Annotated in this window: 24 protein-coding genes; 11 read left to right on the forward strand and 13 right to left on the reverse strand. The window is 61.1% G+C overall.

The window, feature by feature from the left end; translation table 11 throughout:
- Positions 1-58 precede the first annotated feature (58 nt).
- From NCR93_RS20870 to NCR93_RS20880, 3 genes are read right to left on the reverse strand one after another with little or no spacing between them, the layout of a single operon-like run.
- A complete protein-coding gene (locus tag NCR93_RS20870) occupies positions 59-394 on the reverse strand; it encodes an NIPSNAP family protein (RefSeq protein WP_008347947.1) in 336 nt (111 codons plus the stop codon).
- On the reverse strand, positions 391-2,136 hold the full coding sequence (locus NCR93_RS20875) for an FAD-dependent oxidoreductase (RefSeq protein ID WP_175980763.1): 1,746 nt from the start codon (positions 2,134-2,136) through the stop codon (positions 391-393). The genes NCR93_RS20870 and NCR93_RS20875 overlap by 4 nt, the downstream gene beginning before the upstream one ends.
- 60 nt (positions 2,137-2,196) lie before the next feature.
- Positions 2,197-3,036, reverse strand: coding sequence for an SDR family NAD(P)-dependent oxidoreductase (locus NCR93_RS20880; protein WP_175980766.1), 840 nt, complete (start codon positions 3,034-3,036; stop codon positions 2,197-2,199).
- Between the two features lie 136 nt (positions 3,037-3,172).
- Here NCR93_RS20880 and NCR93_RS20885 point away from each other — a divergent pair, with 136 nt between their 5' ends.
- A complete protein-coding gene (locus NCR93_RS20885; RefSeq protein WP_175980768.1) occupies positions 3,173-4,066 on the forward strand; it encodes a helix-turn-helix domain-containing protein in 894 nt (297 codons plus the stop codon).
- A gap of 133 nt (positions 4,067-4,199) precedes the next feature.
- Complete coding sequence (gene treA, locus NCR93_RS20890; RefSeq protein ID WP_175980770.1) at positions 4,200-5,849, forward strand: alpha,alpha-trehalase TreA; 1,650 nt, start codon at positions 4,200-4,202, stop codon at positions 5,847-5,849.
- A 60-nt stretch (positions 5,850-5,909) separates the two neighbouring features.
- On the opposite strand, the gene NCR93_RS20895 is transcribed toward treA, so the two are convergent.
- Positions 5,910-6,146 (reverse strand): tautomerase family protein, encoded by a 237-nt coding sequence (locus NCR93_RS20895; protein ID WP_008347957.1) that lies wholly within the window; start codon positions 6,144-6,146, stop codon positions 5,910-5,912.
- A gap of 69 nt (positions 6,147-6,215) precedes the next feature.
- Positions 6,216-6,926, reverse strand: coding sequence for an SDR family NAD(P)-dependent oxidoreductase (locus tag NCR93_RS20900; protein WP_175980772.1), 711 nt, complete (start codon positions 6,924-6,926; stop codon positions 6,216-6,218).
- A 186-nt stretch (positions 6,927-7,112) separates the two neighbouring features.
- Between NCR93_RS20900 and NCR93_RS20905 the strand changes: the two genes are divergently transcribed.
- Positions 7,113-7,835 (forward strand): haloacid dehalogenase type II, encoded by a 723-nt coding sequence (locus NCR93_RS20905; RefSeq protein WP_008347961.1) that lies wholly within the window; start codon positions 7,113-7,115, stop codon positions 7,833-7,835.
- Between the two features lie 33 nt (positions 7,836-7,868).
- Here the strand turns inward: NCR93_RS20905 and NCR93_RS20910 are convergent, their stop codons facing one another.
- Positions 7,869-8,162, reverse strand: a complete 294-nt coding sequence (locus NCR93_RS20910) for a DUF1330 domain-containing protein (RefSeq protein WP_008347963.1) — start codon at positions 8,160-8,162, stop codon at positions 7,869-7,871.
- A 228-nt stretch (positions 8,163-8,390) separates the two neighbouring features.
- On the opposite strand from NCR93_RS20910, the gene NCR93_RS20915 reads away from it, so the two are divergent.
- Positions 8,391-8,690, forward strand: a complete 300-nt coding sequence (locus tag NCR93_RS20915) for a DUF4148 domain-containing protein (protein WP_008347964.1) — start codon at positions 8,391-8,393, stop codon at positions 8,688-8,690.
- Positions 8,691-8,738: 48 nt separating this feature from the next.
- On the opposite strand, the gene NCR93_RS20920 is transcribed toward NCR93_RS20915, so the two are convergent.
- The 3 genes from NCR93_RS20920 to NCR93_RS20930 form a co-directional block, all read right to left on the reverse strand.
- A complete protein-coding gene (locus NCR93_RS20920; protein ID WP_175980774.1) occupies positions 8,739-9,620 on the reverse strand; it encodes an isocitrate lyase/PEP mutase family protein in 882 nt (293 codons plus the stop codon).
- A 97-nt stretch (positions 9,621-9,717) separates the two neighbouring features.
- Complete coding sequence (locus NCR93_RS20925; protein WP_239294910.1) at positions 9,718-10,587, reverse strand: amidohydrolase family protein; 870 nt, start codon at positions 10,585-10,587, stop codon at positions 9,718-9,720.
- Positions 10,588-10,594: 7 nt separating this feature from the next.
- The gene (locus tag NCR93_RS20930) at positions 10,595-11,878 is read right to left on the reverse strand and encodes an MFS transporter (RefSeq protein WP_175980778.1); all 1,284 of its coding nucleotides are present in this window, start codon (positions 11,876-11,878) and stop codon (positions 10,595-10,597) included.
- 126 nt (positions 11,879-12,004) lie between these two features.
- Here NCR93_RS20930 and NCR93_RS20935 point away from each other — a divergent pair, with 126 nt between their 5' ends.
- From NCR93_RS20935 to NCR93_RS20950, 4 genes are all read left to right on the forward strand, one after another.
- Entirely contained in the window at positions 12,005-12,886 is an 882-nt protein-coding gene (locus NCR93_RS20935) for a LysR family transcriptional regulator (protein ID WP_008347970.1), read from the forward strand.
- Positions 12,887-12,915: 29 nt separating this feature from the next.
- Entirely contained in the window at positions 12,916-14,088 is a 1,173-nt protein-coding gene (locus NCR93_RS20940; RefSeq protein WP_175980781.1) for an alpha/beta hydrolase, read from the forward strand.
- Between the two features lie 144 nt (positions 14,089-14,232).
- Complete coding sequence (locus tag NCR93_RS20945; RefSeq protein WP_175980783.1) at positions 14,233-15,429, forward strand: acyltransferase family protein; 1,197 nt, start codon at positions 14,233-14,235, stop codon at positions 15,427-15,429.
- Between the two features lie 14 nt (positions 15,430-15,443).
- Positions 15,444-16,148, forward strand: coding sequence for a class I SAM-dependent methyltransferase (locus tag NCR93_RS20950; RefSeq protein WP_175980785.1), 705 nt, complete (start codon positions 15,444-15,446; stop codon positions 16,146-16,148).
- Here NCR93_RS20950 and NCR93_RS20955 read toward each other — a convergent pair.
- Both NCR93_RS20955 and NCR93_RS20960 read right to left on the reverse strand, forming a co-directional pair.
- The gene (locus NCR93_RS20955) at positions 16,133-17,440 is read right to left on the reverse strand and encodes an MATE family efflux transporter (protein ID WP_239294912.1); all 1,308 of its coding nucleotides are present in this window, start codon (positions 17,438-17,440) and stop codon (positions 16,133-16,135) included. The two genes, NCR93_RS20950 and NCR93_RS20955, sit on opposite strands and share 16 nt — an antisense overlap.
- A 357-nt stretch (positions 17,441-17,797) precedes the next feature.
- Complete coding sequence (locus NCR93_RS20960; protein WP_008347976.1) at positions 17,798-19,171, reverse strand: sigma-54 dependent transcriptional regulator; 1,374 nt, start codon at positions 19,169-19,171, stop codon at positions 17,798-17,800.
- 407 nt (positions 19,172-19,578) lie between these two features.
- On the opposite strand from NCR93_RS20960, the gene NCR93_RS20965 reads away from it, so the two are divergent.
- Complete coding sequence (locus tag NCR93_RS20965) at positions 19,579-20,490, forward strand: response regulator (protein WP_033536196.1); 912 nt, start codon at positions 19,579-19,581, stop codon at positions 20,488-20,490.
- A gap of 21 nt (positions 20,491-20,511) precedes the next feature.
- On the opposite strand, the gene NCR93_RS20970 is transcribed toward NCR93_RS20965, so the two are convergent.
- Positions 20,512-24,459: a response regulator gene (locus NCR93_RS20970; protein ID WP_241814117.1), complete on the reverse strand. Its 3,948-nt coding sequence runs from the start codon at positions 24,457-24,459 to the stop codon at positions 20,512-20,514.
- Positions 24,460-24,933: 474 nt separating this feature from the next.
- On the opposite strand from NCR93_RS20970, the gene NCR93_RS20975 reads away from it, so the two are divergent.
- Positions 24,934-25,107: a DUF3563 family protein gene (locus NCR93_RS20975; RefSeq protein ID WP_235366224.1), complete on the forward strand. Its 174-nt coding sequence runs from the start codon at positions 24,934-24,936 to the stop codon at positions 25,105-25,107.
- Positions 25,108-25,132: 25 nt separating this feature from the next.
- Positions 25,133-25,957, forward strand: coding sequence for an alpha/beta fold hydrolase (locus tag NCR93_RS20980; protein ID WP_175980789.1), 825 nt, complete (start codon positions 25,133-25,135; stop codon positions 25,955-25,957).
- On the opposite strand, the gene NCR93_RS20985 is transcribed toward NCR93_RS20980, so the two are convergent.
- Positions 25,958-26,605: a VC0807 family protein gene (locus tag NCR93_RS20985; protein ID WP_008347981.1), complete on the reverse strand. Its 648-nt coding sequence runs from the start codon at positions 26,603-26,605 to the stop codon at positions 25,958-25,960.
- Positions 26,606-26,613 lie beyond the last annotated feature (8 nt).

Below are 26,613 nucleotides of genomic sequence, written 5' to 3' on the forward strand. Positions count from 1 at the left end.
CATTCATTCATGTGCAAGCGGAAGAATGCGGCCTTCGTCGTGCCGCTATGCCGCGCGCTTATCGAACTGCTGGCGAAAGACTCTTGAACTCGACGCGCCTGATGATGCGGCTTTCCTGGGCGACGATGAGATGCGCCGACGCATGCAGATAAGCGGGCCATTCGGGGTCGTTGTCGCGCGCGGTGCGCCGCTGGTCGTAATCCGCGATGCTCTCGTAGCCCCACAGATGCACGACCTGATTCAACGCGCCGATATCGCTCATATAGAAACCTACGGGCGCGCCGAGATATCTGGTCTGAATAGGCATCGCTAGACGGTCGAATACGTCGATGAATTCCGACATGCCGCGCGGCTTGATCGTATAGATGCGGTGATCGATGAAAGGCTTGCTCATGCTGCGCTCCTCAATTCGCTGGACTTCGCGTGCGCGTCGACGCTGCCCGCGAGATGCAATCCGGTGAGATAACCGAACGTCATGATTGGACCGAGCGTGATACCCGCGCCGGGGTAGTTGCCGCCCATGACGCTCGCGCGGTCGTTGCCGACGGCATAGAGCCCTGGTATCGGCCCGCTGCCTTTGAGTACCTGGCCATGCGGATTCGTCGCGATTCCGTCGAAGGTGCCGAGATCGCCCATAACGACCTTGAGCGCGTAGTACGGACCGTCGCCAATCGGTGCGATGCAAGGATTCGGCTTGTGAGCGGCATCGCCGAGATAGCGGTTGAAAGATGTCGTGCCACGGCCGAAAGCGGTGTCCTTGCCCTGCGTGGCATCGCGGTTATAGTCGCGGACCGTCGCTTCGAGCGCTGTGGCGTCGATGCCTGTCCGCCGTGCCAGTTCCGCGAGCGTGCGGCCTTTGACGAGATAACCGTTCTTCAGATGAGGACCGACCGGTAGCGGCGCGGGCTTTGCAAAGCCGAGGCCGTATTTGCGAATCGTCGCGTGGTCGCAGATGAGCCACATGGCTGTTTCGCTTTCATCGCGACAGGCTTCGATCATCGCTGCGCCGACATCGTGGTAGGAATTCGATTCGTTGGTGAAGCGCACGCCGCTGCGTGTCACGCCGATCACGCCCGGCTTGTAGCGATCGAGCAGATGCGGGAACACGCCGTATTTGCCGCCTTTTAGCGGCACGCGCGAGACCGGCATCCACGCAGCGGGCTGCGGATAGCGAATATCGACACGTCCGCCCACGCGCTCGGCCATGCGCGCGCCATCGCCGGTATTGCCTGCCGGCACAGGCGATACATGTTCGCCGCCGCGCCGCACATGCGGATAGGCCTTTGCGATGCGCGCGACGTCGTGAGAGAAGCCGCCACACGCCAGCACGACACCGCGTCGCGCAACGATGCGCGTTTCATGTCCGTTCGCAATCACGATCGCCCCGGTCACGCGGCCCTTCACCGTAATCAGTTCTTTCGCGCCCGTTCGCGTGTGAATCGGAATGCCGAGATCGAGCGCGGATTTCGCGAGGCGCGCGGCGAGTGCGTTGCCGCTCGTGATCTGCACGCCGCGCTTGTATTGTGCGAGTTCCCGGATATGGCTCGCGAGTCGCTTCGCGACATACCACGCGGATTCGATCGATTTCGTCGCGTTAAAGAAATGCTTGAGATCCGCGCTCGACGAATTGAACATCATGCCGATGAAAGTTATCGTCTTGAGCGGCGGGCGCAGGCGCACGATGTCCTTGCCAAGCGCGCGTGCGTCGAACGGTTTTGCAACGACGGAACGTCCCACGTCGACACCGCCCGGCGCATCGGGATGATAGTCGGGGTAGAGCGTCGGCAGAAATTCGACCGAGGTCTCGCGCTCGAAGAATTCGATCATGCGTGGGCCGCTTTCAAGGAACGCTTCGACGGCTGCTTCGTCATACATCGCGCCCGTTTCGCTGCGCATGTATCGAACTGCGGCTTCGCGCGTATCCTGCACGCCCGCTTCTTTCGCGTGGCGATTTCCCGGTATCCACAAGACGCCGCCCGAGAACGCGGTCGTGCCGCCGAAGTATTCCTCCTTCTCGACGACGATCACGTCGAGCCCTTGCTTCTTCGCTGTAATGGCCGTGGAAAGGCCGCCGGCGCCCGAGCCGATCACGAGCACATCGCAAGCGAGATCGGACGACCGCGTTACGGTAGTCATGATGAAGTCCTTTGATTGAAGCCGGGCGCTTCGCACGCCCGTGAGATGAGAAGCAGCGTGTCAGGCGTTGCGCGGCGCTTCGAAGCCGGGACGTGGAACGAGATCCATCAACATGCATTCGAAGCCGCCGTCGACGGCAAGCTCCGCGCCGTTCACATAGGCCGCGCGCTGGCTTGCGAGGAATGCAACCACCTCGGCGATATCGCGCGGTTCGCCGATGCGCCGGCTTGCGATCATTGCGCTGCGGCGCGCTTCGACATCGCCTTGCTCATAGAACGCCATCGAAAGCGGCGTGCGGATCATGCCGGGGCAGACCGTATTGCTGCGCACGCCGCGCCCGCCCCATTCGGCGGCGATCTGACGGGATAACATTGCGATGCCCGCCTTGCTCGGGCTATATGCGCCGCTCCACGTCTGCGGATGATGCGCCGCCACCGATGCGATATGCACGATGCTTCCGGCGCCGCGCGCGAGCATGTCGCGCCCGAATGCCTGCGCACATAACATGTAGCCGGTGAGATTGACGGCGAGCATCGCATTCCATGCATCGAGGCCGATATCTTCGATGCCGCCCGCGCGCAACAGACCTGCGTTATTGACGAGCACATCGACCTGACCGAACTTGCGTGCAACCTGATCGCGTGCGCGGTTCACGCTCGTTGCATCGCCGATATCGCAAGTTATGGCGATAGCATCGACGCCAGTCGCGCGCAATGCTTGCGCCGCATCGTTGCAGCCCGCTTCATCGCGATCGAGTAGCGCGAGCCTTGCGCCCGCATCGGCGAATGTCGATGCAATGGCGCGCCCGATTCCGCCGGCCGAACCCGTCACTACGCATACGCTCGATTCGAGGCCGAGCCAATGCTGCGCGGTGTGATCCCGCGCGACCTGATTAGTCATCCTTGTCTCCTGAGTTCGTTCGATGCAAAGGCGCCGATAGCCTTGCCTGTGAAAAAAGTATATTCACGGCCATGCACGAAAGATTGGACAAAGGACGCAGACGACAGGACAATTTGTGCATCAGGAGACGCAGGATATGAGGAAAATCCCTAACTACAACTTGTACGGGGAATCGGCGCGTCCACCGTGGTATGACGCGTTCAACTTCGAATGGATCGTCGAGCGCAGCGCGCCCAACGACTGGCATATCGACGCGCATCGCCACGACGCGCTCTTGCAATTTCTGTACATTCGCGGCGGCGGCGGGCAAGTGCTGATCGAGAACAGCATGATCGATCTCGTGCCGCCGTGCGTCATCATGCTGCCCGCGCAAACGGTTCATGGATTCAACTTCGCGCCGAACGTGGATGGTCTCGTCGTGACCGTCGCGCAAAGATCGATCGAGGCGCTGGCATCGATCGCGGCGCCGGGACTCGTTCCGGTGTTGCAACGCGCAGGCGTCTCGCGCATGAGTGCCCACTCCATGAAGGAAAGCGCATTCTTGCCGATCGTCGAATTGCTCGAGAAGGAATTCCGCGCGACGAATCGCGGTCACATGGCGGCGGGCATGTCGCTATTGATTGCACTCTTTGTGCATGTCGTGCGCCTATGCGAAAGCGCATCTGCGCCGAGTGTCGCATCGACCGAAAGGCGGGCGCAGCAGATCAAGCGCTTCAGGGAACTGGTGGCCGCGCATTTTCGCGAGCATCGACCTGTCGAGTTCTATGCGCAGAAGCTCGGCATGACGGTCACACAACTCGGGCGGATATGCCGCGAAGAGATCTCGAGTTCGCCGCTCGCAATGATCAACGAGCATCTTGTGCGCGAGGCGCAGCGCGATCTCGTTTATTCCAGCATGTCGGTCAAGCAGATCGCACATGGACTGGGCTTTGCCGATATCGCTTATTTCAGCCGCTATTTTCGCAAGCAGACCGGCGTCACGCCGACCCGATTCCAGGCGGAAGCGCACAAGGCGCTGGCCATTCAATAGCCCGTTCGCTTCCTTCTTCGAGGGTTGCCAGCTTCGTACAAGCGTGCGATGCTTCGCCGTGCTGTAAATCGATAACAACAAGAAAGGCCCGAGCGAGACCAGTCCGGTTTAATCACCCTTCGAAGGAGTGAACATGATCGTACTGTCATCGGATCCAGCGGCGCACGACGCGTCGCGGCGCTTCCGCATAAAGGCACGCGGAATGCTGTGCGCCTGGCTCGTCATGAGCTCGGCTGCCAATGTCGCCTATGCCGACGCACAAACGGCGTATACGCTTCTGCCGCCACCCAGCGAGTTATACGGTGACCTTTTCGTCGCCGTGCAGACGCAGGGCGTCTATCCCGATCAGAAGACTTTCGTCGATGCCATACCCAAGATAGACCCCGCGCAGATCGTGCAGGCTTATCATCAGCAGATGTCGGTGCCGGGCTTCTCGCTCGCGACGTTCGTCGCACAATACTTCACGCCGCCGACGGATCAGGTGATTACGCCGCCGCCGAATCAGAGCCTGCGCGAACATATCGACTGGCTTTGGCCCGAACTCACGCGTCTGACGACGACCGCGAACGTACCCGCCAACAGTTCCCTGATTCCGATGCCAAAGCAGTACGTGGTGCCTGGCGGACGCTTTCGGGAAGGTTACTACTGGGATACCTATTTCACGATGCTCGGTCTGCAGGAGGCAGGCCGCGAAGATCTCGTCGACGATATGCTCGATAACTTCGCGTATCTGATCGACACGATCGGCCATATTCCGAATGGCAATCGCACATACTATGTGAGCCGTTCGCAGCCGCCGTTCTTCTCCTATATGGTCGAACTTGCCGCGCACAAGGAAGGTGGACGTGTTTATCAGAAGTATTTGCCGCAATTGCGCCGCGAACATGATTACTGGATGCAAGGAGCGGATACGCTGCGGCCAGGCGGCGCGGTACGCAACGTCGTGATGATGCCGGACAAGACCGTGCTCAATCGGTATTGGGACGAACGCGATACGCCGCGCGACGAGTCCTACTCGGAAGACGTGGCGACCGCCAAGCTGGTCACGAACCGTCCGGCGAACGAGGTGTATCGCGACTTGCGTGCGGCGGCTGAAAGCGGCTGGGACTTCAGCTCGCGCTGGTTCGGCGACAATATGACGCTTGCGACGATCCGCACGACATCGATCATTCCCGTCGATTTGAATAGCCTGATGTTCCACCTCGAAACGACGATCGCAATCGGTTGCGGCGAGGCGCGTGATTTCCGTTGTGTCGGCGAATTCGTGGGGCGTGCGGCCAAACGCGCGATCGGCATCAACAGATATCTCTGGAACAAGAACGGGTATTACGGCGATTACGACTGGAAACTCGGTCAGCCGCGCAACAACCCATCGGCTGCTATGCTCTATCCGCTCTTCGCCAACGTGGCGTGGCCGGAGCGCGCGCACAAGACCGCGGAAACCGTCGAAGCGATCTTGCTCAAGCCGGGCGGACTCACGACGACCACGTACAACACGACGCAGCAATGGGACGCGCCGAATGGCTGGGCGCCATTGCACTGGATCGCCGTGCAAGGATTGAAGCGCTATGGGCGCAGCGATCTCGCGCAACAGATCGGCACGCGCTTTCTTGCCGACGTGAATAACGTCTATAACACTCAACATAAGCTCGTTGAGAAGTACATCGTGGAAGGTAGTGGAACGGGCGGCGGAGGAGGTGGGGAATATCCGTTACAGGATGGTTTCGGATGGACGAATGGCGTGACGCTGAAACTGCTCGATCTCTATTCGCCGGGGCAATGAGCCGATGAAACGGCGGGCATCGTCAAAGGTCATGTAGCGATGCCCGCGTTTCGGTTCGCGTCAATCCTTCTTCGCCTGCTTTTGCCGCCGATATTCCGGTACTGTCATGCCGCCCACGCCCCAGTTCTCCATTTCCACTTCCTGGATGACGACGAACGTGGTATCGAGCGGCTTGTTCAATACTTCGAGAAGGAGTTGGCTCGCGCCCTCGATGAGTTGCTTCTTTTCCTCGGCAGTCACCGCGTTCGTGCCGGGCTTGTTGCCTTCGCGTGTCACCTGAATCGTTACGATCGGCATGACGATCTCCTTGAGTGGGAAACGACGAAGCGCCTGCGAGAGGCGCATCCTCAACGGGTAAAGAATCGATCAATGTCCCGCGCTTTGACCGCCGTCGACGTGCAGGATCTCGCCCGTCACGAACGGCGCCGCATCAAGATACAGCACCGCGTTCGCGATGTCGCTCATTTCGCCCATGTGTCCCATCGGATGCAGTGCGCCGAGCGCGTCGTGCGTTTCGGGCGCATGCATCGGCGACTTGATGATGCCGGGCGACACTGCATTCGCGCGAATGCCTGACTTCGCATACTCGATAGCAAGCGACTTTGTCGCGGAATTCAGACCGCCCTTGGTCAGCGACGCCAGTACCGAAGGCACGCCGCTTACCGCATGATCCACGAGCGACGTGGTGATGCTGACGATGTGGCCGCTCTTGTTCTTTTCCATTTGCTCGATAGCCAGTTGCGTGATGTGGAAGAAGCCATTCACATTCACGTTCAGAACCGCGGCATAGTCTTCCTGCGTATATTGCGTGAAAGGCTTCGCGACGAATATGCCGGCGTTGTTGACGAGCGTATCGATGCGGCCGAACTTTGCGATTGCCGCTTCGACCACGCGCTGCGCGGTGGCGCGATCGCCGATATCACCGGCGACAGCGACGACGTTCGGATCGTCCGGTTGCTGAATCGAGCGGGCGGTCGCGACGACGCGATAACCTTGCGCACGGAATGCCTTGACGATTTCAGCGCCGATGCCTTGCGATGCACCGGTAACGATAGCGACTTTGCTTGCGTTGCTCATGATGAACCTCGATGAATGTTGGTTTGGGCCTGTTGCGGATCGGACCGACGGCTCCGATGGCTCGTAATCTAGGCCTTTCGAGATTCCTTGCGTACACCCGTGATGGACAATCAGTCTTGCGTGCGAGGAACAAATGGGCCGCAGCGAAATCGATCAGACGAATGAATCACCGATAGGAGAAACGACGTGACGCTGCAAAACGTAAAGGCCTTCGTGTTCGACGTATTCGGCACGGTAGTGGACTGGCGCGGCGGAGTTGCACGCGAGGCTGCGCCATTTCTTCAACGCCACGGCGCAATCGACGCAACGCCCGAAGCGTTCGCCGATGCATGGCGAAGCCGCTACGTGCCTGCGATGCGCAAGGTGATCAACGGGGAGCGGCCATTCGTGCGGCTCGATGTGCTGCATCGCGAGAATCTGCTCGACGTGCTGCCGGAGTTCGGCATCGATCCGAATGCCGTGGCTGCCGAAGCGCTCGAAGAGTTGAATCTTGCATGGCATCGGCTCGATCCGTGGCCGGATTCGATAACGGGTTTGCAACGGCTCAAGGCGCGCCATATCATCGCGCCGCTTTCGAACGGCAATATTCGATTAATGGTCGATATGGCGAAGCGCGCCGGTCTGCCTTGGGATGCGATTCTCGGCGCGGAGATTGCGCAAATCTATAAGCCCGATCCGCAGGCGTATTTGCGCACGGCCGAAGTGTTGATGCTGACGCCGGAAGAAGTATGTCTCGTCGCCGCGCATAACGACGATCTCGCGGCGGCAAGAAGGTGTGGGTTGCGCACGGCGTTCATCGCACGGCCCTATGAACGCGGTCCCGCTCAGACAGTGGATTTAAAAGCCGAAAGCGATTGGGATGTCGTTGCCAAGGATATGAACGAATTGGCCGATGCCGTGGGTGCGTGAGCGCTGCGAGCATCGGCCAATGACGAGCTGGATTTAAGCGACGCCTTCGACGATGCGGAAGTCGCGCACGACGGAATCGCCCAGCACTTCCAGTGCGCGCTTATACGTTGCACTGTTATAGGCGGCGACGGCTGCTTCGAGTGAATCGTATTCGATGACGACGGTGCGCTCGAGCACGCCTTCGCCTTGCACCATCGACGCAACGCCGCGCACGAGCGGACGGCCGCCGCCTTCTGCAATAGCCTGCGTTGCGATCTTCGAGTATTCCGCAACCTGATCGGGCTTCATGATTTTTGTGTACACACTGACCCAATATCCCTTTGCCATCTTTATCTCCAGTGTTTGAAGGGCGCCTTGCGCCATGAGGCGAACGCACTGTGCTTTTGCATTCAGTCCGGCGGACAGCATAGCAAATTCTCGATTAAGCGCGTTTCGGTGAAAGGTGCTTTCTTGCGCTAGGGGTTAACCCGAGAGCACCTGCGTCATAAACTGCTTTCACTGCTTCGAAAGGCACTGTGTTCGAAGCCGGGCACCTCATAACACTGGAGTTTCATCATGAAGTCGATCATCCGCGCAGCACTCGTCGCAACCGCTCTCGTCATTCCCGTCGCTTCGTTCGCGCAAAGCCAGATCACGCGCGCTCAAGTGCGCGCGGAATTGGCGGCATTGGAGAGCGTCGGCTATCACGTCGGCGACGGCGATCAGGCGCACTATCCCGAAGCCATTCAAGCGGCCGAAGCGAAGCTCGCCGCACGCGATGGTGCGACGGCCTACGGCGGCGCAGCCAATGGTGCATCGCAATCGGGTAGCGCACGCGTGTCGCAGTCCGACTGGAACGCAATGTACTCGCGCTAAATGCGTGAATGACCGAAGCGGTCTATGTGACCGCTTCAGGCGATGCATTCAGTCCGCAGCGTATTTGCGGTCGAGTTCATCGAAAAGCGGCTTGTTCACAAGCCGCTGACGCTCGGCGAAAGGCGCAACGACAGCGGGATTTTCGTCGAGACGTCCCTGCGATTTCAAGGCGCCGAGCGCGGTCTGCATGCCGCGCACGGCGCTTTGCAATGCCGCATTTGCATAGAGCACGAGGCTGAAGCCGAGGCGTTCGAGATCCGCGCGGTCGGTAACAGGCGTCTTTCCGCCGATCACGATGTTGATCAGTTGCGGCGCGTCGAGCAGCTTCGGCAGTGACGCGATTTGCTCCGGCGTTTCGATCGCTTCGACGAAGAGAATGTCGGCGCCCGCTTCGACGAATGCGCGTGCTCGTTCGATCGCTGCATCGAAGCCCTCCACCGCGCACGCATCGGTGCGCGCGATGATCAGAAAGTTATCGTCTTCGCGGGCATCCGCCGCTGCGCGTATCTTCCCTACCATTTCATTCGTCGATATCACGGCTTTGCCCGCGAAGTGCCCGCATTTCTTCGGCATAACCTGATCTTCGAGCTGAATGGCGTCCGCGCCCGCGCGCTCCAGCGTGCGTACCGTGTGACGCACGTTGAGCGCATTGCCGAAGCCCGTGTCCGCGTCGACGATAAGCGGCAGGTCCACTGCATCGCGGATGCGCGACGTATGCTCCGCGATTTCCGCGAGTCCCATGAAGCCGAGATCCGGCAGGCCGAGCGACATGTTGGTTACACCTGCACCGGTGATGTAGATCGCCTCGAAGCCGAGATCGGCGGCGACTTGCGCGCTCATTGCGTTGAATGCGCCGGGCAGCAGCAGGGCGCTGCGAGCGTTGACCCGTTCGCGAAAGGCCGCGCGGCGGCGCGAGGATGAAGTGGTCATGGCTAAGGTTCCGGAAAGATAGTTCGTGTTCAGCGTCGATGCATGCGCCAGCGTCTGCAATGCTAACGCGCGATGCGCTTCGGCGCTCGCACGAACGTCATTCGAAGCGGAACAGCGCACGCGCCGAATCGCGCAACACGATGGTACGCAGCGATGCGTCGGGAATCCAGCGGTCGAGCGCATCGCGCGATGCGCCGTAGTCCATCAGGCTTTGATGTTGCGTGTGCGGCCAGTCGCTGCCCCACACGAGCCGCGCTGCGCCGAATGAATCGAGCAAGGCGGACGTGAGCGTCTGACCGAGCGACGTGCCGGTTTCGCCTTCCGCGCTGCGGTAAGCCGCCGATAGCTTGACCCACACGCGGCCGCATTGCGCCGTCGTCAGCAGATAGCGAAAGCCCGGATCGTCGGCGCCAAATGCCGGATCGGGACGGCCGAAATGATCGATCACGATTGTGCAGGCTTGTTCGAGCAATGGCGCGATAAGCATCGGCAAGTCCACGGCATCGCGATGAATCTCGACGTGCCAGCCGAGCGCGTTGACGCGCTCGAATAACGCTCGCCAACGCGCTTCACGCAGATCGGGCAACGCAAGCCCGATCAGATTGAGCCGCATGCCGACGACGCCGAGTGCCGCGAGGCGATACAACTCCGCGTCGCTGATCGAAGGATCGATAACGGCCACACCGCGAAAGCGTTGCGGATAGCGCTGCAGCACATCGAGAAAAAACGAATTGTCGGTGCCGAGAAAACTCGGTTGCACGAGCACCGCATGAGAGACGCCGTTGGTGCGCAAGTGTTCCGCATAGGCATCGAGCGTTGCGTCGTAGTCGGGTGCGTGTCGACGATGCGGTGCCAGCGGCAGGCCGCGCACGAAGACATGCGCGTGACTGTCGATCGCTTCGATGGCGGCAGGCTTCGATTCGAGCCATTGCTCATCGCCGAGCGTGGAATGAAGTGAACGCGTCATGGAAAGTTCAGACATGCTTGGGCGAACGCTCGTTCGACGCAGCTTGACCAGGCACAACAGCAATGCGACGGCCTTTCGTTTCAGGCAAGAGCAACGCGGCCACGACGACGAGTCCATAGGCCGCGCCCGCGTCGATGCCGATTGCCTGTCCGATCGGCATCGAATTGCCCATGTGGCCGACGAGCACCGGAAACGCCGCCGACACGACGCGTCCGAAGTTGTAGCAGAAGCCGACGCCCGTACCGCGCACGCCTTGCGGATAGAGCTCGTTGAAGAGCGCGCCGAGCGTTGCGGGAATGCCCGCGGAGAACAGACCGAGCGGGAAGCTCAATACGAGCATGGCAATATCGCCGATGGGCAGGAACACATAGACGTTGACCGTGACCGCGCAACAGACAGCGAAGAGAATCACGTTCTTCCTGCGACCGATCTTGTCTTGCAGCCATGCACTGACAAAGCATCCGATGATGAATGCCGTAATCACGACAGCCAGATAGCCGCCCGTGCCGAGCACCGACAAATGCCGCTCGGTTTTCAGGTAGGTAGGCAGCCATGTCGTAATGGCGTGATAGCCGCCGTGCGCGCCGAGCCCGATCAATCCGCCGACGATCGTCGTGCGCAGCACAGAAGGATGAAAGATTCCAGCGAGAATGGCGAGAGCGCTCTGACGTTGTGCATGTTCCTTTTCGGCAGGTTTCGATTCACGCGGCGGCTCTTCGATATTGCGGCGCATATAAATGACGAGCACAGCCGGAATGAGGCCGACGGCGAACAGCACGCGCCAGGCCCAGTCGGGTGATACCCATGAAAACACGATTGCATAGAGCAGAACCGCACCGGCCCAGCCAAAGCCCCATGCGCTTTGCACGATGCCCATAGCTTTGCCGCGATGTTTCGCGCGAATCGTTTCGCTCAACAATACTGCGCCCGCCGTCCATTCGCCGCCGAAGCCGAGTCCCTGAAGCGACTTGAGCACGAGCAACTGTTCGAAATCCTGCGCAAAGGCGCTGAGAAACGTGAAAAGCGAAAACCAGAGAACCGTGACTTGCAAGGCCTTGACGCGTCCGATTCGATCGGAAAGCACGCCCGCGAAGAGTCCGCCCAATGCGCCCGCGACGAGCGTCGCGCCGCCGATCAGACCGGCTTGTCCTTTTCCGATGCCCCATGTCGCGATGAGTGTCGGAATGACGAGACTGAATAACTGCGTATCGACGCCGTCGAGCGCCCAGCCTGCAAAGCATCCCCAAAGCGTGCGTCTTTCCGCCGTGGAAATTTCACGGTACCAATTCATCTCGCGTCTCCTGTGCTGGCCTCTGGCCGGCTCTTGTTCAATATGCCACTGAATTCTAAAAACGAATCGCGGCCGCGCATACTATGGATACGTTCATCTTTCATAGCATTTTGATATGCTCGCAAGATGGAGACGCGCAACCTCAAATACTTTCTCGCGGTAGTCGATGCAGGCAGCGTCACGCGCGCGGCCGAGGTACTCGATATTGCGCAACCCGCGTTGAGTCAGGCGCTTTCGCGCATGGAGCGCGATCTTGGCGTGAAGCTTTTCGAGCGCACGCGACGTGGCGCGCAATTGACTCCGGCGGGCGACGCAATCGTCGAAGACATTCGATTGAGCGTGGCGCGCATTGACGCGGCATCGCATCGTGCGCGTGAAATCGGTGCGCAGCGCGGCGGGCGTCTGACGATAGGCTTTGCATCGGCGGCACTTTTCAGCCTGTTGCCTCGCGCGATTGCGGCGCTGCGCGAAGAGGTGCCGAACGTCGAACTCATGCTAAGAGAAATGAGCAATGCGGAGCAGGCAAGCGCGTTGGAGAAAGGAACGATCGATATCGGCTTGCTGCATACGCCTGTTGCCGTGGGCGGGCGCATGCGCGAAAAGTTGATCGTGAGAGAGCGCTTGCTCGCGGTACTGCCGATGTCTTTTGTTATTGGCGACGATGGAAAAGTCGGTTTGAAGGAGTTATCCGATGCAGGCCTCGTATGGTTTCCGAGCGATCAATTGCCGGTAGTTCGCGCGGGCATCCTCAGTGCTTTTCGTAAAGCGGGTTGCGAAGCCAACGTCGTGCAGGACGCGAATCGTTCTCTGACGGTATTGGCTTGCGTCGCGGCCGGATGCGGCGCATCGCTCCTGCCGCAGTCCGTGACTGCGTTGCAGTTCGCCGGCGTGCGCTTCTGCGACGTGCGCGACGGCGATAACCTGCCACCATTCGAACTCAGCGCAATATGGCCGATGCGTTCCCGCCCGACGCTCGCGGATCGCTTCGCGGCCTTGCTCGAAGCATGAGCGCATGATCGCATCGCAAGGAGACACGCATGAATGAAACATCGAACGATCTGCCGCTACCGGACGGCATTCGCGCGCGCATGATCGACAATGGCAATGGCCTTTCGATGCATGTGCTCGAAGCCGGATTCGATATCCCCGGTCGGCCTTGCATCGTGCTCCTTCACGGCTTTCCTGAACTCGCTTATAGCTGGCGCAAGATCATGAAACCGCTTGCCGATGCGGGTTTTCATGTCGTCGCGCCGGATCAGCGCGGTTATGGGCGCACTATCGGCGGTATTGCTTCATTCGATACCGATCTCGACGAGTTCACATTTCCGAATCTGGTCCGCGATGTACTGGGTCTCGTGTCGGCGCTGGGTTATCGCAGCGTCGCATCGGTTATTGGTCACGATTTCGGCTCGCCCGTTGCCGCGTGGTGTGCATTGATTCGTCCCGATGTATTCGCATCGGTCGTGATGATGAGCGCGCCTTTTGCGGGGCCGCCCGCATTCCCCTTCAATACCGCGAACGACGATGCAAGGCTCGCGCGCGTCGAGACGGCGCAATCGCTCATGGCCGAAGCGGTCGCCGAGCTCGCGTCGCTCGATCCGCCGCGCAAGCACTATCAATGGTATTACTCGGGCGCGCAGGCGAATGACGACATGTGGCACCCGCCGCAAGGACTCGCCGCGTTCTTGCGCGCGTATTACCACATGAAGAGCGCGGACTGGCCGGACAATGATCCGCATCCGCTCGCATCCGTTTCTGCCGATCAACTGGCTTTGCTGCCCACGTACTACGTGATGAACGCGGATGCGACGATGCCGCAAACCGTCGCCGAACATTCGCCCGACGCCGATCAAATCGCCGGATGCGCCTGGCTGTCCGAGCGCGATTTGAACGTCTATGCGAGTGAGTACGCGCGCACGGGATTTCAGGGTGGACTGAACTGGTATCGGTGCGGCACCGATCCGAGTCTTGCTGCTGCACTGCGGATGTGGTCGGGGCGCACTATCGACGTGCCGTCATGCTTTATCGCAGGCGCGAGCGACTGGGGCTATTACCAGCGGCCGGGCGATTTCGAAGCGATGCGCGTGCTGGCCTGCACCGATTTTCGCGCGATGCATCTGATCGAAGGCGCAGGACATTGGGTGCAGCAGGAGCAGCCGAGCACCGTCGTCAGCCGCATACTGCGGTTTCTCCGTCAGAATGCGCCATAGAAATGTATCCATACGTGTATGAAGTTTCTTGTTGTAAGAGTGTCATCTGAATGAGTTGTCCGGCGGAACTTCATTGAAATCGCGGCTGTCCACGAGCCTCGCGGCCTTTTTTGTAGGTCGGCATGAACCGCGAGGAGAGTATCGATGGATAAAGGACGTGTTGCCGCGCTCGACGCTGGCCGGGCGCTCGCGATCGTCGGGGTAGTCGCAGTACACCTGTCGTTTCAGTTTCCCAATCTGCCGGGCACCGTCACGCTCATTGCGCGCATGGGCCAATACGGCGTGCAGTTGTTCTTCGTGATCAGCGCGATCACGATCTTCATGACGCTCGAAGTGGATCACGCGCGCTGCGCGGATGCGCGTCATGTCACGTTGCGCTTCTATATCAAGCGTTTCTTTCGCATAGCGCCGATGTACTACGCAGCGATCGCGGTCTATGGACTCATCAGCTATGGCGCGACGCGCTCGGGCATCGAACGCGCATGGATTCTCGGCGCACATGGGCCGATGGACGTGCTGCTCAACCTGGTCTTTCTGCATGCGCTTTCGCCGACAGCGATCAATAACGTCGTGCCAGGCGGATGGTCGATCGGCGTGGAGATGCTGTTCTACCTGATTGCGCCACTTCTATTTTTTCTCGCGATGAATCGCGCGCGCCTCTTGCTGGCTACGGTGTTGTTGCTCGGCCTCTCGTATGCCGTGATGTCGATGGCCGATTGCAACGGCACGCTCGATTGCAATGTCGCCAATAACACGTTCAGCTATTTCTGGCCGCCCGTGCAGGGTCCGTGCTTCATCGTCGGCATGTGGGCGTGGTATGCATTTCGCTCGCATCTTCTCGGCGTGTCCGACGTGACGGCGCGCGTGTCTTTACTGTATTTTTCACTGGCGCTGGCTTTTGCGCTCATGACCGCAGCGCTCGGCGTGTGGCTCGACAAGGCGCATGCACTCGCGCCCGTATTCGCGGCATGCAGCGCCGTGGCCTTTCTGCTCTTCGTGTGTTCACGTCATGCCCGCAAGCATCGCGATAACAAGCATGCCGTGCCGCGCGTCACACTCGTTCGACGCGCCGCCGCCGCGCTCGGCCGCGAAAGTTATGGTATTTATCTCTGGCACTTCATCTGCGTCTACGTGACGTTTCATTTCTTCGATCGCTCATTCGGACAGAAGAATGGAGAGACGTCGCTCGCGTTGTTCGGCGCGACGCTGATCGCGGTGCTCGTCGTCTCTTATGCATTGTCGCGTGTGTCGGACCAGCTGATTCAAGGGCGTGCTACACGCTTGTCGAGACGCCTGCTCGCATCGGTCGATCGACGCTTTCATCTGACGCGCGACGCCTGATTGCGAGGATAAGCATGAGCGCAGAACGCCTGACGGAAAGCCGGCATGGCTCGGCTTTCCCGCTGTCAAAGTACACGCGCGCGTTCATTCGATTCGCTCGCAAGCGGGGTGGCGTAGTGCTGGATATCGGCGCAGGTTATGGAACCGCGTCCCTGCCTGCGTTGAGCAAACGCACGCGCGTGGTTGCGAATGACATTTCCCGGGCGCAACTGGAGCAAATCCGGCAGGCTGCACCAGCCGCGTACGTCAGTAATCTCGTCTTGCTGGAAGGCGCGTTCCCGCACTACGAACTCGAAGCCTCTTCTCTCGACGTGATTCTCGCGTCTCACGTGCTCCATTTCCTCGCGCCCGATGATTTCCGCACGGGCGTCGCCCGGCTATACGATTGGCTCAAACCCAACGGCAAGGCATTCGTGCTGTGCTTCACGCCGTATCATCGTTTCATGGCGAAGATGATTTCCGACTACGAGCGGGCGATCGTATCGGGCAATGCATGGCCAGGATTGACGGAGGATTCGGATCGCTATGCACTCGCGCCAAAGCTATTGCCCGCGACAGTCAACCTCATGGACCCGACGATACTCGCCCGCGAATTCATGCTCGCGGGTTTTCGCATCGAGTGCGTGGAATTCACGCCGTGTCCTCGCGGCGTGAATCCGGAATACTTCCCTCTCGATGGCCGCGAGTGGGTCGGACTCGTTGCCTACAAAAGCGCCTGATTCGTCGTCGCTGGCGCGGGCAATTCGAACCGCCTTCCGCGCGTGCGATACAGCACGATGCTCAGAGCCAGCGTCGCAAGCTCGGTGATGGCGACGGTCATCCAGATGCCGCGCGGCCCGAACCATTCGGTCAGAAGCCAGAGCATCGACAAGAGCAGCAGCCAGCTTCGCAACAGGGCGACGATCATCGACGCGAGCGGCGCTTCGATGGCCGTCAGATAGCCGCTGATCGCTACGTTGATCGCGGCAGGCAGGAACGCGAGCGCGCACCACGGCAATGCGTCGCCCAGAAGCGCTTGTGCTGCAGGACTGTCGGGCACGAAGAGCGCCCCGAGCGGTTGCGCGAGCGCGAGGATCGCGAAAGCGGCGGCGAGTGCGAAGCCTGCCGTAACGATGACGCCGATCGAAAACGCGCGCGACACGGCATGCGCGTTGCCCGCGCCGCGCTGAAAGCTCACGATAGGCTGCATGCTCTGTACGAGCGCGACCATCGTGACCGACGCGATCATCGTCATGTATTCCACGACTGCGAACGCAACGAGGCCGGTGTCGCCGAGCCAGCGCAATACAGCGTGATTGAACGCGAAGAGCGTGACGCTTGGCGCGATCTCGCCGAGAAACTCCGATGCCCCGTTATAAGCCATGCGCCATGCGTGATCGAGCCGCGTGAAAGCATGGGCAACAGGCCGAACGTGCCGGGCCTTGACGAAGTGGTAGGCGAGCATCGGCATGCAGGCGAGCGCCTGGCTGATGCCCGATGCGAGCGCCGCGCCACGCATGCCCCATTGCATGTGGCTCACCATCCACCATGTCAAGGCGACATCGGCGATGCCGCCCGCGATCAGGCAGACGAGACCGAACTTCGCCGCGCCTTCGATTCGCAAGAACAGTTCGAGCGCATAACATGCGGTCGGAAACAGAACGAAAGGCGCATAGGCGTGCAGGAAGTCTTTCGCGAGCAGCGCAAGCTCGCCGCGCGCGCCCGTCCATTGCACGAAGGTATCGGCATAGAAATGGATCGCCATCGCGAATGTCACGCCGCATAGACCGAGCAGCCAGAGCGCCTGTGTGAATGCTTCGGCGGCATCGCGTTCGCGCTGCTCGCCGAGCAATCTCGAGACGAGCGTCGATCCGCCGACGCCGATCATCACGCTGAATGCGTAAGGCAGATAGAGCAACGGAACGAGCACATTCAACGCGGCAAGCGCATCTGGGCCGACATGGCGTCCGATGAAGATGCCGCTGATGACCGAGTGCATGCAGTACACCCATGCAGCCAGCACGGTGGGCACTGCATAGTTCGAAAATTGACGAATGAGAGAAGCGTTGTTATAGAAAGCCATGACTGACAACCAGACGTTACTCGCTAGGCACGCCCATAAGAATTCGCGACGCATCATGCGTGCGAATGAATGTTATGGCATGGCGCATTAGCGCAGAATGAGCGCGCCGAAGATACGCAGGCGGGCCGCAAATGATTGAAACGAGACTGCGTAGCGCGGGAGCGCTACGAGAGGAACTGCGACGTGCGTGAGGTACGAATGCGGTGTGAATGCCGCTTCACGCTTTCATGACGCCGTGATTGGAGCGGCGAAGGCGAATGAAGGTTCCTTATTGCCCTTTTAAGCGAATCATGATTCGCGCACCGGTCAGCCGCCTGATGCCTCCAGCGGCCTGTCGGCCTTGGCGCGCAAGCCATAGGCAGTCAACATGCGATACAGCGTGACGCGCGAGATGCCCAGTTCGTCCGCCGCTTCGCCGAGACGTCCGCGATGACGCAACAACGCCACGTCGATAGCCTGTCGCTCGGCTGCTTCGCGCGCTTGTGCGAGCGTCATCGGCGCGGCTTCCGCATATTCGCCCAGTTCGAGATCGCTGGCGAGAATCTGCCTTCCTTCCGACATGACGATTGCGCGACGCACGCGATTGATCAACTCGCGCACATTGCCGGGCCAGCCATAGTTATGCAGCGCTGCAATCGCGCACGGCGCGAAGCCGCGAAGCCGCCGGCTCGCGTCCTTTCTGAAGCGATCGAGCATGTGATTCGCAAGCAGTTCGATATCCTTGCCGCGCACGCGCAGCGGCGGCTCGTCGATCTGCAATACGCACAGGCGATGGTACAAGTCCGCGCGGAAGCGTCCTTCGAGCATGGCCGTCTGCATGTCGACGTGCGTCGCCGAAATGATGCGTACATCGACGTCCGTCGAACCTTGTCCGCCGAGGCGCTCGATCTTGCGCTCTTGAAGAAAGCGCAGCAGACTCGCCTGACTTTCGAGCGGCAGATCGCCGATTTCATCGAGAAAGAGCGTGCCGCCGTCGGCCGCTTCAACGCGACCAATCTTGCGTTGATTGGCGCCGGTAAATGCGCCGCGCTCATAACCGAAGAGTTCCGACTGCAACAGATGCGCGGGAATCGCGCCGCAGTTGATCGCGACGAAAGGCCGCTCGCGCCGCACGGATCGCTCGTGAATCGCAACAGCGGTGAGTTCCTTGCCCGTGCCCGATTCGCCGGAGATGAAGACGGGCGCATCGGTCATCGCGACTTTTCGAATCGAGCGATAAAGCGCCTGCATTGCATCGCAGGAACCGACCATGCTGCCTTCCTTGCATTCGTCCTTGCGCGGATCGTTGCTCGCGGCATCGTGCAGCGAAACCATGCCGTATGCGTGTCCCACTGCATCGACGATTCGATCGGCGGTGGACGGCACGGTCACATAGTCGAAACAAAAATCGCGAATGAGGCGGCAGATATCGGGGTTATCGACATGCTCGGCGTCGACGGTTGCGACCCAGCCGATCTGATAACTTGCGAGCATCGCGGTGAGCGCGGCCGCGTCCTGTGCAAAACCGCGACTGGTGAGATCGACGATACCCGCCGCTGCGCGTTTGCCGTGTTTGGCGGACTTGGGCGGCTTGGCCGGGTCGATGCGCTCGACGGTCCAGCCACGAGCGCACAAACGCTCGGAGACATCGTCCGATAATGCGCGGCCCACGAAGTAGAGCGTTCTGGCTTCCCCGTACATGGCTTTTTCCCGGCTTTTATAGATATTGCGGCAAGTATGCGCCCTGAGGTCGCAATGTAAAAAGCCTCGCAAACGATAAGCCGTTTTTGAATGTTTACATTGATCGGCGGATTCGATTAAAAACGTCATAGCATTTTTTTCGGGACGCCCGTGCGAAAATCTGCGGGACAAACGTGCTTTATCCGGCCGTGCCCTACGTGACACGGCCGGGCGCGCACGGAGCGCTCGGAACAAGTTACTTATTCACTTATGAATATGTCCATGCACGAAAGTATTTGCGGAACAGAAATCTGCGAGCACTGAAATATCAGATAATTAATACCTCCACGCATTTCAATTTGCGGCGCACGCATTGCGGGCGTAGAGTTCATAAAGGTGCATCTCGTCTGATGAATGACCGTTCGAATATGGATAAAGCAGAGAACTCCACCTCAACGTACCAGCCGCGTTTGCTTCTCGTCGACGACGACCCGGCGATGATTCGCATCATCGGGGACATGCTCGCGGAGTTCCCCAACCAGCGCTTTGCCACCACTGGCGAAGCGGCACTCGCGCTGGCGCGCGAGTCGACGCCGGATCTGATCCTTCTCGACGCCAATCTGCCCAACATGACGGGCTTCGATGTCTGCGAAATCCTCAAGCGCGATGCGAAGCTCGCGCGCGTGCCGGTGATATTCGTCACCAGTCACGACGCGCCCGCGCTCGAAGTCGACGCCTTCAACATCGGCGCGGCGGATTACGTCATCAAACCGCTGGTCGCGCCGCGCCTGCAGGCACGTGTGCGGGCACAGCTTCGTCTGCGGCATCGCGTGATGGAGGCGCAGGCGCGTCGGCACGAGCAGGGTAAAGCGGCGGCGTCGAAACCTACGGGCGTGCGCGTGCTCGGCATCCTCGGGGACGACACGATCGAGGCGCATCGGCATGCGCTCGAAGGCATCGGCGCACTCGATCTCGCGAAGGATTGCAATGCCGCGCTAGGTCTTGCGCAAAGCAAGGAGCCGGATGCGATCGTGCTGGATGCGCGTTGTTGCGATAACCCTTGCGCGGCGGTGCGCGCATTGTTGTCGGAACTGGCCCACGTACCGATCGTCGTGCTGGCCGATGCGCGCGATGTCGAAACGGAGCAATGCACGCTCGATGCGGGCGCGGCGGATGTCATTGCAAAGCCGGCCAGGTCCGCCGTGTTGCAGGCGCGCGTGCAGGGCGCGCTGGCTTCTGCGCGCAAGGCGCGGGAAGAATTGCGCGCGATGCTGGACTCGGCATGCGGCGCGAACGTCCATCCGTTTCCGGTGTATGTTCGCGATGCAAATGGCCGCTAACGTCTAGCGTTCTCGTTCGGCTCAAACCTGTTCGAGCATATCGCGCGCGATCTCCGATGCGCGCGCGAATTCGAGTGCGCGCACGCACGCGAGAAACTGCTCGAAGTGCTCGCGATACGCGCTCGGCGCATAAGGCGACAAGTTCTCGGATAGCGCGATCGCCTGCAGATTCGATGCATCGAGCAATTCGACGATAGCAGTGAGGCGTGCGCGCCAGTCGTAGTCTTGCAGCGGTGAAACGTTGGAAGTGTTCCGTGCAGGCGATCGGGGCCGACCGAATTCATCGACGAGTTGCGCCACGCTCGATGCAAGCAACTGCTGCATGCGCGGCAACGCCACGCGCGCAGCTTCCAGAAGATGCGCGTCCTTCTCGAGCGTGCTCGCGAGCCGCGCGAGCGCAGCAGCGCCGATCGTGCCCGCGCTGCCTTTGATCGCATGCAGCATCGCCGCGGCGCCGCGCACGTCGTGCGCCGCGAGCGCCGAGGCGAGCATCGCGAGTTGCTTGCCAGTCTGCGCGTCGAGGCCGTCGATCGCCTTGCGGATCAGATCGACGTTGCCGCCGAAACGCGCGACGATCGAATCGCGCGGCTCCATGATGGATTCGATATCGGCATTCGCGTGATGTGCATCCGGCGCTTGCAGCGTGCGTTCGGTGTGCGCGCGCAGCACCGCGACCAGCCGCTCCACATCGATTGGCTTGCCTACATGTTCGTTCATGCCGGCCGCTATGCATGCATCGCGATCCGCGCCCGATGCATTGGCCGTCATCGCGATGACGGGCAGCGCGGCGAAGCGACCGTCCGCGCGAATGAGGCGTGTCGCTTCGAGTCCATCGAGATCGGGCATCTGCACGTCCATGAGCACCGCGTCGAAGCAGGCGTTTGCTGCGATGACCCGATCGACGCCTTCACGGCCGCTTTGCGCAAGCGTGACGGATGCGCCTTCAGCGAGCAGCACGCCTTCGGCAACCTGGCGGTTGAGCGCATTGTCTTCGACGACGAGCAACGCGAGTCCCGCAAGGCGGCGCGCTTTCATTGTCGGCAGCGGCGTGACGGGCCGCGTCGTTTCGGTGTCGCGAGGCAGCGCGGCACGGATTGCCGCCGCGAGTTGCTTCGGCGTCACGGGCTTCGTCAGGAAGCCGGCGAAAGGCGCGTCGCCGCCTTCCTGCGACTCCTTCAACACCTCGCGGCCGAATGCGGTGACGAGCAGCACGAGAGGCGGCGCAGCGCGGCCTTTCATCGCGTGAATCTGCCTGGCGGCGTTGAGCCCGTCGAGTTCCGGCATGCGCCAGTCGAGGAGGGCGATGTCGTAGGGCGCATCGTTCAGCGCAGCTTCGCCGATGCGTTCGACCGCTTCGCGTCCGTTCGTCACGATGTCAGCGCGCCAGCCGAGCGAGCGCACCGTGCGCGCCATGATCTCGCCTGCGATCGCGTTGTCATCGGCGATGAGAATGCGCGCGCCATGTTCGAGGTTCGCGCTTTCGTCATGCGTCAACGCGCTCGCCGTTTCGACGCCAAGCGTGATGTCGAACCAGAAGCGGCTGCCTTCGCCCACACGGCTTTCGACTTCCAGCTGCCCGCCCATCATCGCGACAAGCCGCTTGCTGATGACGAGCCCAAGGCCCGAGCCGCCGTAACGGCGCGAAGTCGATGCCTCCGCCTGCGTGAAGCCCTCAAAGATGCGTTCGAGCTGTGCCTCGCTGATGCCGATGCCGCTATCGCTGACCGTGATACGCAAGCGCACCGCATCGCCGGATGCATCGGGCGAATCGTCGAGCCGATGCACGCTCACGACGATCTGCCCCGCCGACGTGAACTTGAGCGCATTGCCCGCGAGATTGATCAGCACTTGCTGAAGGCGGAAGCTATCGCCGACGAGCACAGTCGGCACGGACGGATCGAGATCGAACAGCACTTCGACATCCTTCGCGCCCTGGTTGCCCGAGAGCACGATGCCGAGCTCTTCCATCAGTTTTTCCGGCTCGAACGGATGGCTGTCGAGCTGCAGCTTGCCCGCTTCGATCTTCGAATAATCGAGAATATCGTTGAGCAAATTCAGCAACGATCTGGCCGCGGTTTCCGCCTTGCTCACATAGTCCTGCTGGCGCGCATTGAGCGCCGTCAGCTGCACGAGATGCAACATGCCGAGCACCGCGTTCATCGGAGTGCGGATTTCGTGGCTCATGTTCGCGAGGAACGAAGACTTCGCCGCGCTCGCGGCATCCGCCTGCTCCTTCGCATTGCGCAGATGGAACTCCAGTTCGTACTGATCGGTGACGTCGTAGTTCACGCCGGTCATCACGACGGGCGTGCCATTCGCGTTGCGCTGCGTGCGCAGCCCGCTCTGGATGCGCCGCGTCGTCCCGTCTGGCAGGACGATCCGGAACGGCTGCAAGGTCTCGATCTCTCCTGCAGCGGCCGCGCGCAGGTTCGCCATGATCGCGTCGTGATCCTCGGGATGTATGCGCAGGCGCCAGTGCTCGAAGTGCAGCCCGTTATCGAGCATCTCCGGCGGATATTGATAAATCTCGAACATGCGCGCGTTCCAGTGCAGCTTGTCCGTCACCAGATCCCACGACCAGATGCCCAGTTCGGCAATGTCGGCAGCGAGAAGCAACTGGTCGCGCGCGTGCGCCAGTTCGCTGCGTTCCTTCCGCTGCCTGGAGATATCCGTAATTACGGATACAAAATGCAAAGCGCCATCGAGACGCATCGCGCCCGTCGATACATGCGCAGGAAACGACGTGCCGTCCTTGCGCTGTCCGGCGAGTTCGCAGTCGGCCGTCGCGACGCCGCTTTCCCCCTTGAATTGCATTATGTATTCGTTATACGAATCCAGATGGGGCGGCGGCACCAGCATCCGGATGTTTTGCCCGATGACTTCGCTCGCCTTATAGCCGAATACCTTTTCGCCGGCCGAATTGAAGGAGCGGACCGCGCCGCGCTCGTCCACGGTGATGATCGGGCTGATCGCGGTGTCGAGGACGGTTTGAGTCGTCGCGAGGCTGCGGGCGAGCGCCTGCTCGATGTGGGTGCGCGCCGTGACCTGACGCACGAGCCGTGCGCCGAACATCGCGATGACGAGCGCGAGCACGGTCGTGACGGAGGCGTGCCAGAGCGTATCGCGCCACCACGGGCCGAGGATTTCATCTTCCGAAAGTGCTGCGGCGACGAAGAGCGGATAGTCCTGCAATTCCCGCAGGCTGTTCAGACGCGTGACGTGATCCTGCGACGATTTAGTCGTGAACACGCCCGAGCGGCCGTCCAGATGCGAGCGATAAAGCGCCGTGTCGCTCACGTTCTTGCCGACGAAACGATCCTCGAAAGGGCGGCGCACGATCATCGTGCCCGAGTTCAGCACGAGAACCGCCGCGCCCGACTGGCCGAGATCGAGGCTGTCGTAGAAGCGCGAAAAGAAATCGATGTCGATGGTCGCGAGCGCGACGCCCGCGAAGCTGCCGTCGGGCGCGTCGATGCGGCGTGATACTGGCACGATCCACTTTCCCGTCGAACGGCTCTTGACCGGCGGCCCGATGTGCGAGCCCTGATCGGTATGCGTGCGGTGATATTCGAAGTACTCGCGGTCCGAGTTATTGAATCGCGAGTCGAGCTTCGCCTGCGAATTGACGATCCACGCGCCGTCCTTGTCGAAGATGAAGAGCCCGTTCAATTGCGGCAACTGCTGCACGCGTGACACGAGCGAGCGGTGCAGGCGCGCGAGGTCGGCCGGCGACGTGCCGTCCTCCTCGACGCGCTCCACCATGCCGATGAGCGTCGTATCGGCTTCCTTGAACGCGTCGTTCGCGTGCTGCGCCATCGCGCGCGCGAGGTTGGACGTCGCCGTCGTCATCTCGTCGATCTGCGCGCGGCGTGCGGCGACGCTGCGCCAGAGATCGGTGCCGATGAGGAGCACGCAGACGACGCCGATGAACACCGTCATCCTGAAAGTGAGCGAGTGGCGACTGTGCAAGCCGTTTGTCTCCGAATGAGCGATTGCGGGACGCTAAGATCGAACGCTGCCGTATCTTATCGCGCCATCCGAAGCGGGCCGGTCTACGGGCAGGCGCGCCGGGCGAAGCGCCTTTCGCGGCAATCAGCCGTATTAACGGCGCGGCGGCGCGAAAGCTTGATCCCATGCGAAGGGAATATTTTCGCGGCCTTTTCCGTATCTCACGCAAGGAGTCGCTTCCGACGAGGTCCGGCGACGTGTTCGACGTCCGCCGTCTTTCCGAAGACGAAGCGTTGGCTCGCGCCCGACACTCGCGTCGGCCTGCGCGCGGCTGATTTCGCCCCGAGCCTTGACTGGCAAGGCCTCGGCGAAACTGGCACGGTCGCTGCATTGCATCGACACCCGCCGCCTCAGCGACTCTCCGATTCATCCGTCTTGCACGTTCGCTCAGCCGGCATTTCATGGAAGGTCTCGTTGGTGCAAGTGGAGCGAATCATGTTGGGATACCTAATCAATGTCGGAAAGGACTTCATGCTGCCGCATCTGATCTGCTGGACCGGGATGCTGCTGGAACGTGCGGAGCATAGCCGCCGCGACGCCTATCTCGGATCGTGCGCGGATATCGGCGAGCTCGAACGCCGTATGCGCGCGTGCGACGGCGACGCCTGATCACTCACGAAAGCGAGAACGAACGATGATGGATTCGAACGACGAACACACCGCCGCAGCGGTCATCGCGCTGCACTGCTCGGGCGCGGGCGCGAATCAATGGCGCCAGCTCGGCGAAACGCTCGACGCACTCAACGCGGATCACGCGCGCTACACGTTGATGGCGCCGGAGCACTATGGTTGCGACAGCGTCGGACCGTGGAGCGGCGAGCGCGCCTTCACGCTCGCGGACGAAGCAGCCCGCACGATCGACATCATCGATCGTCAGCGCGGCAAGGTGCATCTCGTCGGACATTCGTATGGCGGCGGCGTCGCGTTGCGCGCCGCGCTGGAACGGCCGCACGGCGTCGCGAGCATCACGCTTTACGAGCCGTCGGCGTTTCATCTGCTGAAGAGCATGGGCGCGCGCGGTGCGACTGAATTCGCCGAGATTCTCGCGATCGCGGCGCGCACGGCGGAGGGCGTCGTCGCCGGCGATCTGCGCGGCGCGGCGCGTTCCTTCGTCGATTATTGGGGCGGACATGGCGCATGGTCGGCGTTGCGGCCGTCCGTACAGGCGATGCTCACGCGCTGGGTGCCGAAAGCGCCGCTCGATTTTCGCGCGCTGATTCACGAGCCGACGCCGGCGAGCGCGTATGCGAAGCTGCGCATTCCCACGCTCGTCATGCGCGGCGAGCACGCGCCCGCGCCGACGCGCCTGATCGCGGAAACCTTGCCCGCTCTGATGCCGGCGGCGAAGCTGATCGTCGTGCCGGATGCGGGACACATGGGGCCGCTCACGCATGCCTGTGCGGTGAACGCGGCGATCGCGGATCACATCGCGATGGCGACGTGCGCGCCGCTGGCCTAGCTAGCCGAGCAGACCGTCGCGCGACGACGCGCTTTCTCCCTGACGCTCGATGAGCCGCGCGCGGAACCAAAACGTCCACGCGAGCAATCCGCCGTAGATCACGTAGCTCACGACCGGCGAGACGACCAGATAACGCTCGACCGGCCACGTCCACGCGAACCAGAAGCGCAGCACGGTCTCGAGCGAGAGCCCGACGCCCCACACGAGCGTCATCAGCCGCAACGACATGCGCAGCGAAGCGCTCTCGCTCCAGTACGCCTCGAAACGTTTCGCACCGTCTTCCTGCTCGCGAGTGACGGTCGCGCGGGCGAGATAGAAGACGAGCGGGCGCTCGAAAAACAGCGAGATCAGAAAAACGATGCCCGTTGCGCCCGCCGCGAGCGATTCGCGCACGAGCAGGATGCGCGGGCTGCCGCCCATCGCGAGCATGACGATCGATAGCGCGATGCCGAACAGCACGAGCGCGGAAAGCGCATCCACGCGGCGCGAGCGCGCGAATTCGGCGACGCTCCACATGAGCGGCGGCGCGGCCGATGCATACAGCGCGCCGACATCGCCCCAGTAAGGCAGCGCGAGCCGGTACGCAAGCCACGGAAGCAGCAGGTTAGCGACGAGTTCGAGCACGAGACCGGGTTTGATCTTTTTCATGGACTCAG

The sequence above is a fragment of the Caballeronia sp. ATUFL_F1_KS39 genome (genome assembly GCF_023630985.1).
Taxonomy (GTDB): Bacteria; Pseudomonadota; Gammaproteobacteria; order Burkholderiales; family Burkholderiaceae; genus Caballeronia; species Caballeronia zhejiangensis.

What these genes read in the sequence shown, in the direction of transcription:
- NCR93_RS20870 (WP_008347947.1), bottom strand. Translation starts at nt 394, where the DNA reads ATGAGCAAGCCTTTCATCGATCACCGCATCTATACGATCAAGCCGCGC.
- NCR93_RS20875 (WP_175980763.1), bottom strand. Translation starts at nt 2,136, where the DNA reads ATGACTACCGTAACGCGGTCGTCCGATCTCGCTTGCGATGTGCTCGTG.
- NCR93_RS20880 (WP_175980766.1), bottom strand. Translation starts at nt 3,036, where the DNA reads ATGACTAATCAGGTCGCGCGGGATCACACCGCGCAGCATTGGCTCGGC.
- NCR93_RS20885 (WP_175980768.1), top strand. Translation starts at nt 3,173, where the DNA reads ATGAGGAAAATCCCTAACTACAACTTGTACGGGGAATCGGCGCGTCCA.
- treA (WP_175980770.1), top strand. Translation starts at nt 4,200, where the DNA reads ATGATCGTACTGTCATCGGATCCAGCGGCGCACGACGCGTCGCGGCGC.
- NCR93_RS20895 (WP_008347957.1), bottom strand. Translation starts at nt 6,146, where the DNA reads ATGCCGATCGTAACGATTCAGGTGACACGCGAAGGCAACAAGCCCGGC.
- NCR93_RS20900 (WP_175980772.1), bottom strand. Translation starts at nt 6,926, where the DNA reads ATGAGCAACGCAAGCAAAGTCGCTATCGTTACCGGTGCATCGCAAGGC.
- NCR93_RS20910 (WP_008347963.1), bottom strand. Translation starts at nt 8,162, where the DNA reads ATGGCAAAGGGATATTGGGTCAGTGTGTACACAAAAATCATGAAGCCC.
- NCR93_RS20915 (WP_008347964.1), top strand. Translation starts at nt 8,391, where the DNA reads ATGAAGTCGATCATCCGCGCAGCACTCGTCGCAACCGCTCTCGTCATT.
- NCR93_RS20920 (WP_175980774.1), bottom strand. Translation starts at nt 9,620, where the DNA reads ATGACCACTTCATCCTCGCGCCGCCGCGCGGCCTTTCGCGAACGGGTC.
- NCR93_RS20925 (WP_239294910.1), bottom strand. Translation starts at nt 10,587, where the DNA reads ATGACGCGTTCACTTCATTCCACGCTCGGCGATGAGCAATGGCTCGAA.
- NCR93_RS20930 (WP_175980778.1), bottom strand. Translation starts at nt 11,878, where the DNA reads ATGAATTGGTACCGTGAAATTTCCACGGCGGAAAGACGCACGCTTTGG.
- NCR93_RS20935 (WP_008347970.1), top strand. Translation starts at nt 12,005, where the DNA reads ATGGAGACGCGCAACCTCAAATACTTTCTCGCGGTAGTCGATGCAGGC.
- NCR93_RS20940 (WP_175980781.1), top strand. Translation starts at nt 12,916, where the DNA reads ATGAATGAAACATCGAACGATCTGCCGCTACCGGACGGCATTCGCGCG.
- NCR93_RS20945 (WP_175980783.1), top strand. Translation starts at nt 14,233, where the DNA reads ATGGATAAAGGACGTGTTGCCGCGCTCGACGCTGGCCGGGCGCTCGCG.
- NCR93_RS20950 (WP_175980785.1), top strand. Translation starts at nt 15,444, where the DNA reads ATGAGCGCAGAACGCCTGACGGAAAGCCGGCATGGCTCGGCTTTCCCG.
- NCR93_RS20960 (WP_008347976.1), bottom strand. Translation starts at nt 19,171, where the DNA reads ATGTACGGGGAAGCCAGAACGCTCTACTTCGTGGGCCGCGCATTATCG.
- NCR93_RS20965 (WP_033536196.1), top strand. Translation starts at nt 19,579, where the DNA reads ATGGATAAAGCAGAGAACTCCACCTCAACGTACCAGCCGCGTTTGCTT.
- NCR93_RS20975 (WP_235366224.1), top strand. Translation starts at nt 24,934, where the DNA reads ATGTTGGGATACCTAATCAATGTCGGAAAGGACTTCATGCTGCCGCAT.
- NCR93_RS20980 (WP_175980789.1), top strand. Translation starts at nt 25,133, where the DNA reads ATGATGGATTCGAACGACGAACACACCGCCGCAGCGGTCATCGCGCTG.
- NCR93_RS20985 (WP_008347981.1), bottom strand. Translation starts at nt 26,605, where the DNA reads ATGAAAAAGATCAAACCCGGTCTCGTGCTCGAACTCGTCGCTAACCTG.